Origin of the sequence: Clostridium sp. UBA6640 (genome assembly GCF_002455975.1) — a bacterium.
Classification (GTDB): domain Bacteria; phylum Bacillota; class Clostridia; order Clostridiales; family Clostridiaceae; genus Clostridium_J.
Map to the genome: position 1 here is coordinate 120,419 of NZ_DKLM01000015.1, position 6,117 is coordinate 126,535.

At 28.7% G+C, this 6,117-nt stretch carries 7 protein-coding genes and 1 riboswitch; of the genes, 1 reads left to right on the forward strand and 6 read right to left on the reverse strand.

Annotation, left to right across the window (positions count from 1 at the left end; translation table 11 throughout):
- A partial coding sequence (locus tag B2W91_RS02105; RefSeq protein WP_291578612.1) for a glycerophosphodiester phosphodiesterase occupies positions 1 to 710 on the forward strand: 710 nt, incomplete at its 5' end.
- 80 nt (positions 711 to 790) lie between these two features.
- Here B2W91_RS02105 and B2W91_RS02110 read toward each other — a convergent pair.
- The 6 genes from B2W91_RS02110 to B2W91_RS02135 all read right to left on the reverse strand — a co-directional run bounded on the left by B2W91_RS02110 (position 791) and on the right by B2W91_RS02135 (position 5,805).
- A complete protein-coding gene (locus B2W91_RS02110; RefSeq protein ID WP_291578613.1) occupies positions 791 to 2,017 on the reverse strand; it encodes an NAD(P)-dependent malic enzyme in 1,227 nt (408 codons plus the stop codon).
- 171 nt (positions 2,018 to 2,188) lie between these two features.
- Positions 2,189 to 3,043 (reverse strand): hydroxyethylthiazole kinase, encoded by an 855-nt coding sequence (gene thiM / locus B2W91_RS02115; RefSeq protein ID WP_291578614.1) that lies wholly within the window; start codon positions 3,041 to 3,043, stop codon positions 2,189 to 2,191.
- A 122-nt stretch (positions 3,044 to 3,165) separates the two neighbouring features.
- Positions 3,166 to 3,648: an energy coupling factor transporter S component ThiW gene (gene thiW / locus B2W91_RS02120; RefSeq protein ID WP_291578616.1), complete on the reverse strand. Its 483-nt coding sequence runs from the start codon at positions 3,646 to 3,648 to the stop codon at positions 3,166 to 3,168.
- A 147-nt stretch (positions 3,649 to 3,795) separates the two neighbouring features.
- Positions 3,796 to 3,903, reverse strand: a riboswitch (TPP riboswitch).
- A gap of 63 nt (positions 3,904 to 3,966) precedes the next feature.
- A complete protein-coding gene (locus B2W91_RS02125; RefSeq protein ID WP_291578617.1) occupies positions 3,967 to 4,371 on the reverse strand; it encodes a hemerythrin domain-containing protein in 405 nt (134 codons plus the stop codon).
- 110 nt (positions 4,372 to 4,481) lie between these two features.
- Positions 4,482 to 5,027 carry a pyruvate kinase alpha/beta domain-containing protein gene (locus tag B2W91_RS02130; protein ID WP_291578619.1) on the reverse strand — a complete coding sequence of 182 codons (546 nt, stop codon included), beginning with the start codon at positions 5,025 to 5,027 and terminating at the stop codon, positions 4,482 to 4,484.
- A 136-nt stretch (positions 5,028 to 5,163) separates the two neighbouring features.
- Positions 5,164 to 5,805, reverse strand: coding sequence for a metallophosphoesterase family protein (locus B2W91_RS02135; RefSeq protein ID WP_291578620.1), 642 nt, complete (start codon positions 5,803 to 5,805; stop codon positions 5,164 to 5,166).
- Between the last annotated feature and the right edge of the window lie 312 nt (positions 5,806 to 6,117).

Here is a 6,117-nt window from a genome sequence, read left to right on the forward strand (position 1 = left end):
TACATAGAGGAGCCAGTATGTATTATCCAGAAAATACAATTGTTGCCTTTGAAAAAGCTATAGAGATGGGCTGCACCGGAATAGAAACAGATGTTCAAATGACAAAGGATGGTGTACTTGTACTTATACATGATGAGTACTTAGATAGAACTACTAATGGTATAGGGCTTGTAAAAAATTATACCTATAATGAGCTTAGAAAACTTGATGCTGGAAGTTTTAAGGATAAAGCATTCTCTAAATGTAAAATTCCTTCTGTAGAAGAGCTTATAGAATGTACAAAAAATAAAGATATTAAAATTAATTTTGAAATTAAAAATTCTATAATCTATTATAGGAATATAGAAGAAAAACTTCTTTTTCATATAATGAAAGAAGGTATAGAGGATAAGGTAATTCTATCTAGTTTTAATCATGATTCAATGAATAAATGTAAAAAACTTAATAGTAATATTCGCACTGGATTATTATTTGAGAAAAAAATTAAAGATGTAGATGAATATTTATATCCAATTAAACATAATGCTCTCCACCTACCATATAAAGGTCTAAGAAAAGAGTTAATTGAAAAAGCTCATAAAAACAACTTAGAAATTAATATTTATACAGTAGATGATGTTAACTATATGAGGAAACTTATAGATATGAAAGTAGATGGAATTATTACAAACTGCCCAGATTTATTAAAGGAAATTTTGATTGAATACTAATTTTTCATAATTCTATAAAATTTATTGTTTTGTTTCATATTAATATAAAATAAGAAAAAGGCTTCATAGAAGCCTTTTTCCTATTTTTCTATTATTCTTTTAGTTTTTTCATAAACTTCTTCTGGTTTTACATCTATTCTATTTACTTTAGTTTCTATAGCTGCTCTTGCCACATATTCAGCTACCTTAGGTGCTATTCTCAAATCAAATGGTTCTGGAATAACATAATCCTCATTTAACTCTTCATCAGTAATAATTTCAGCTATAGCTCTAGCTGCAGCTATTTTCATTTCGTCATTTATTTCTGAAGCTCTAACATCTAAAGCTCCTCTAAATATTCCTGGGAAAGCTAGTACATTATTAACTTGGTTTGGAAAATCTGATCTACCAGTACAAACAACCTTAGCTCCTGCTTCTTTTGCAATGTTAGGTAATATTTCCGGATTAGGATTTGCCATTGCCATAACTATAGCATCTTTGTTCATAGCTTTAACCATTTCACTAGTAACACAATTAGCCACAGATACTCCTAAAAATACATCTTTACCTTTTAAAACTTCTTCTAAAGATCCTTGTTCTTTATCTTTATTAGATATTTTAGCCATCTCTTCTTTATATTTATTCATTTTTACCGTACGGCCTTCGTATATAGCTCCTTGAGTATCGCAAAGTATTACATCTTTTGCATTTAATTTTATAAGTAATTTTGCTATGGCTATTCCTGCTGCACCTGCACCATTAATAACTACTTTTATATCTTCCATTTTCTTATTAGCTAATTTTACTGCATTAAATAAACAAGCTAATGAAACTACCGCTGTACCATGTTGATCATCGTGAAATACTGGAATATTGCATATTTTTTTAAGCTCTTCTTCTATTTCAAAACACTCTGGAGCTTTTATGTCTTCTAAATTAACTCCTCCAAATGAACTCTCCATTAATTTAACTGTTTCTATTATCTTTTTACTATCCTTTGTATCAAGGCATATTGGAAAAGCATCTACTCCTGCAAAAGCTTTAAATAATACTGCTTTTCCTTCCATGACTGGTAGTCCTGCTGCTGCTCCTATGTCTCCAAGACCTAATACAGCAGTACCGTTAGTTACTACAGCTACCCAATTTCCTTTTGATGTATAATCATAAACCTTATCATAATCTTTGTTTATTTCCATACAAGGTTCTGCTACTCCCGGTGTATAAGCTAATGTCATATCTTCTTTATTATTTACCGGTACCTTACAGTGAAGTGCAATTTTCCCTTGAAAATCTTTATGGAATTTTAATGCTGTTTCTCTTAAGTTCATAGTAAATCCTCCATTATAAAAATAATTTCTAATTTTACTAGTTTACACTACTGTATAAACTAAATTATCCCTATCTTTATAATATATATTATTGAATACAAATACAACTTATAAGACAGAATTATATGTTAATTTTATTTATAATTTCCTTCTTTTAATAAAATCTGTTAATTACACCTTATAAACTCTTTGATTTGTATATAATTTCTCCTCTGAAAAATTATATACTTGGTCTAACAATTTTATTTTAAAAGTTCCACTACCTTCAATTCCTTTTTCTATCTCTCTTTCAGCTAATTCACCACAAATCCCCATTAATGTTGTTGCTATTAGGGTAGATATTAAATGCTCTTTAGTTACAGAAACTAATGTTGCAATTACAGCTCCCATCATACATCCCATGGCAGTAACTTTGCTCATAATGCTATGTCCATTTTCTACTGCATAACATATACCTTTATAGCAGATAATATCTATCTTTCCAGTTATGCATATTACTGAATTTAATTTATAGCTTAAAGCTTCAGCCAAAACTTTCCCTTCTTTTATATAATCAATCCCCTCTTCATTTTCCTCACTATCTACCCCTTTAGAATTTGTTTTAAGTCCACATAAGGCTTTGATTTCTGAAAGATTTCCTTTAATTACAGAAAAGTTGATTTCCTTTAATAGTTCTTCAATAGAACTCTTTCTAAAATTAGATGCAGCTACTCCTACAGGATCTAATACTACAGGTATATTTAAACTATTGGCTTTTTTTCCTGCCAATATCATAGATTTTAGTGTATCTTTTGTTAACGTACCTATATTTATAAGAAGTGCTGAAGACTGAGATACTATTTCCTCTACTTCTTCTGCATCTTCACTCATTATTGGTGAAGCTCCTAAGGCTAAAGTTATATTTGCGCAATCATTGCACCCTACATAGTTAGTTATTTGGTGTATTAATGGCTTTTTATCTTTTATAAGCCCTAAAATAGTACCTCCCTTTTCAAATGCATCTTCTATATATTTATACTCACTCAAACTTTGTTCCCCCTTATTCTAAACAATTATTTAAAATTAACAATTATAAATCTTTAATTATCAATTGATACCTTTAAACCTTAAACTTTGCTCTATAATTACAGCTACTTATTTTTTAAAGATTAAATAGTTTTCATAACTTTAGTTTTTTCAAATACCATAACTAAAAGATAGGCAATTACACTTCCTACCACTGTACTTACACCAAAAGGTATTATAAAAACAAAAGCCCCTACTGATTTTCCCATAATTAGTTTAGCTATAGGGAAGGATAATAACGCTCCTAGTATCCCTGTCCCTATTACTTCTCCTATTACTGCCATGAAATTTTTCTTTGTCTTCTTATAAAAACAACCTGCTAAAGCTGCCCCTACCATACTGCCTGAAAAAGCAAGTAAGGTTCCTGTGCCCAAAATATTTCTAAGTAGTGATATACAAAAGGCTATAGCTACTCCATTTACGGGTCCCAGTGCAATTGCAGATACAACATTTATAGCATGTTGTACAGGAAAACACTTTGCAACACCCATAGGAATATAAATAGATGAACCTAATACACCTATAGCAATAAACATAGCAGATAATACTATTTTTTTAGTTTTCATAAAGATTCCCCCTTTTAAATTTATTGTGCATAGCTAATTATTTAATTTAAGATACTTCTCAAATTAAATGAATATTTTAAAATAAAAAAGCACAAATCCAGTTTTGGATTTGTGCTTATGTTTACAGCATAAATATAGGATAAACTTAAATATCCCAAACACACTTCCTACGCTGGTATTATCCAGTTCAGGTTAAGGGTCTAAAAGTATCACTTTTACTCTCAGCCAGTTTTACTAGCTCCCCTGTGCAAATATTTTCTTTATAAGTCAATATTAACATCTTATTTCTGTATATTCAACTTATTTATTTAATACATCTTAGAGTAATTTATATAGCTCTCTATCTTCTCTTTCCATCCTCTTTTCTATTTTGTCAAAAGTCACTTTTGTATTAATAATAAATTTATCTTTATTATTAATTATCTTACTCCTAGTATTGAATTGATTTTTATAGTTATTAAATATGCTAAGTATATCTCCCATCTCATCAATATAACACTTAGCTGTATCTCTAATTTTTTCATTTTCATTTTTTAATAAGTTTGGATATAGAAATTTATCCTCACTCTCTAAGTGAATTTTTAGCTTTCCTGATAGTAAATTTATATTTTTGGCAATTTCACTGCATTCCACTTCTAAATCTTTATTTATAAGTTCCTTTATATTATAAATCATCTCTAAGATTTCAATATGTTGTCTAGTTAAATTATTAATATTAGCCATAAAAATACCCCCAAAGTAAAATTCTTATTTTACATAATTCTATTACTTTTAGGCAAATATTTCTGTAACATTTATTACACTTTGTAAATTTTATTAAATAAAGGAATTTATTAAAATTTATATGGCTTACAGATTATTTCTTTAATTTTTGTATCTAGTATGGCTGAACCATGTGCTGGAGTTAATATTATTGCCGTATCTGCACCTTTTCCTGAGCCACCTATAGAAATTATATCCTCTCCATATGGTATAGTATCTCCATCTAGTGCCATTGTAGCTACTTCTACTGCCACTTTAACACCTTGTCCAAACATACGTAAACTATAAGCCATAACCTCTACAGGAGAAATTCCTCCAAATTTTGTTGAAAGGGCTCTTTCAGCACCAGACAATACGTGAGTGCTTGTATATACCTTAAATCCACAGCTCTTTAATTCTTCCATTCTTTCCTCACTAATTTCTTGAATACCAGCTTCTTTAAAACCATTAACACGAGTAACAACTACTACATTTAATCCACTATCTTTTAAAAGTAAAGCAGTGTCTCCTGCATTGGAAGCCACAACTATATTTTTAATTCCTCTTTCCTTTGCAGTTTTAACTGCAAGTTCAATTGTTTTTGTAGTATTTTCTCTTCCTGCTTTTTCAAAATACATGTTCATTCTCCTTTTATTTTTAATATTTTAAATTCCTGTTATAAATAAATTCCATAGTTTCTTCTAAAATCCTTTTATTCATTCAATGAAGCTAGTTAAATATCTTAAAATAAAAAGAAAAATTCTCTAGATAATATTAAGTATTAATCTTTATAATTTTTAATATTTCTCCTTTTTCATTTAATTTAACGCCAGTTAAAACTCCATCTTTATACCCCGCTCCTGTATCAATATTCAAAGAATTCTCTTCCTCATTATAAATAGGTTCTCTATTTTCACAGGGAGTATGTCCAATTATTTGTAACTTGTTTATATTTTTTACTTTCCCTCTGTTCCATAGAACCCCATGGGGATCTGTTTCCTCAAAACAATTTAAAGCAATTTCAGATAGTCCTCCATGACTTATAAATACATTCTCATTTTCCCAATATAAAGGTAAAGTTAAAAACCAATTTACATCTTCAATTGGATTTTTATTCTTACTTTTATATTGCTCTAGGGTTTCATATCCACACTGTCTTAGCCAATTTTCATTAGGTTCATTTAAGAAATGATATATAATTTCAAATTCATGATTTCCTTTTAAAAATACTGCATTACTAGGAAACTCTTTTTTTAATTCTCTACAATATTCTACAGTTTTAGGTGAAAAACTTCCCCTATCAATTAAATCTCCAACTTGGATAAGTAACTCATTCTTACTATTCCAATGTTCTTCGATAAGTTTTTTAAGCTCTAAATAACATCCATGAACATCCCCTATAACAAATAAATTCATATTTCCCTCCACAACAAACTGAAAGCTTAATGGTTTTAATTATCTTTTTAAATATATGTTTATTTTATCATTCTTAATTGTAAACATAGTATATTATCTTATCCATATAAAATTAAAGATATCTCTTCATCTGTATAAGAAATATCTTTAACTTACATAATAAAAGCCCACTATTCTTGATTTTAAGGATTTAAGCTATTTTTATAGAAAGCTTATTTTTTTAAAATATATTTTAACCTCTCACCTAGGATATCTATATATGGCTCCTTAATGAACATTTAACTTATTCATGATTTTAATTTCCATAAAAAA

What these genes read in the sequence shown, in the direction of transcription:
- B2W91_RS02135 (WP_291578620.1), bottom strand. Translation starts at nt 5,805, where the DNA reads ATGAATTTATTTGTTATAGGGGATGTTCATGGATGTTATTTAGAGCTT.
- B2W91_RS02130 (WP_291578619.1), bottom strand. Translation starts at nt 5,027, where the DNA reads ATGTATTTTGAAAAAGCAGGAAGAGAAAATACTACAAAAACAATTGAA.
- B2W91_RS02125 (WP_291578617.1), bottom strand. Translation starts at nt 4,371, where the DNA reads ATGGCTAATATTAATAATTTAACTAGACAACATATTGAAATCTTAGAG.
- B2W91_RS02110 (WP_291578613.1), bottom strand. Translation starts at nt 2,017, where the DNA reads ATGAACTTAAGAGAAACAGCATTAAAATTCCATAAAGATTTTCAAGGG.
- thiW (WP_291578616.1), bottom strand. Translation starts at nt 3,648, where the DNA reads ATGAAAACTAAAAAAATAGTATTATCTGCTATGTTTATTGCTATAGGT.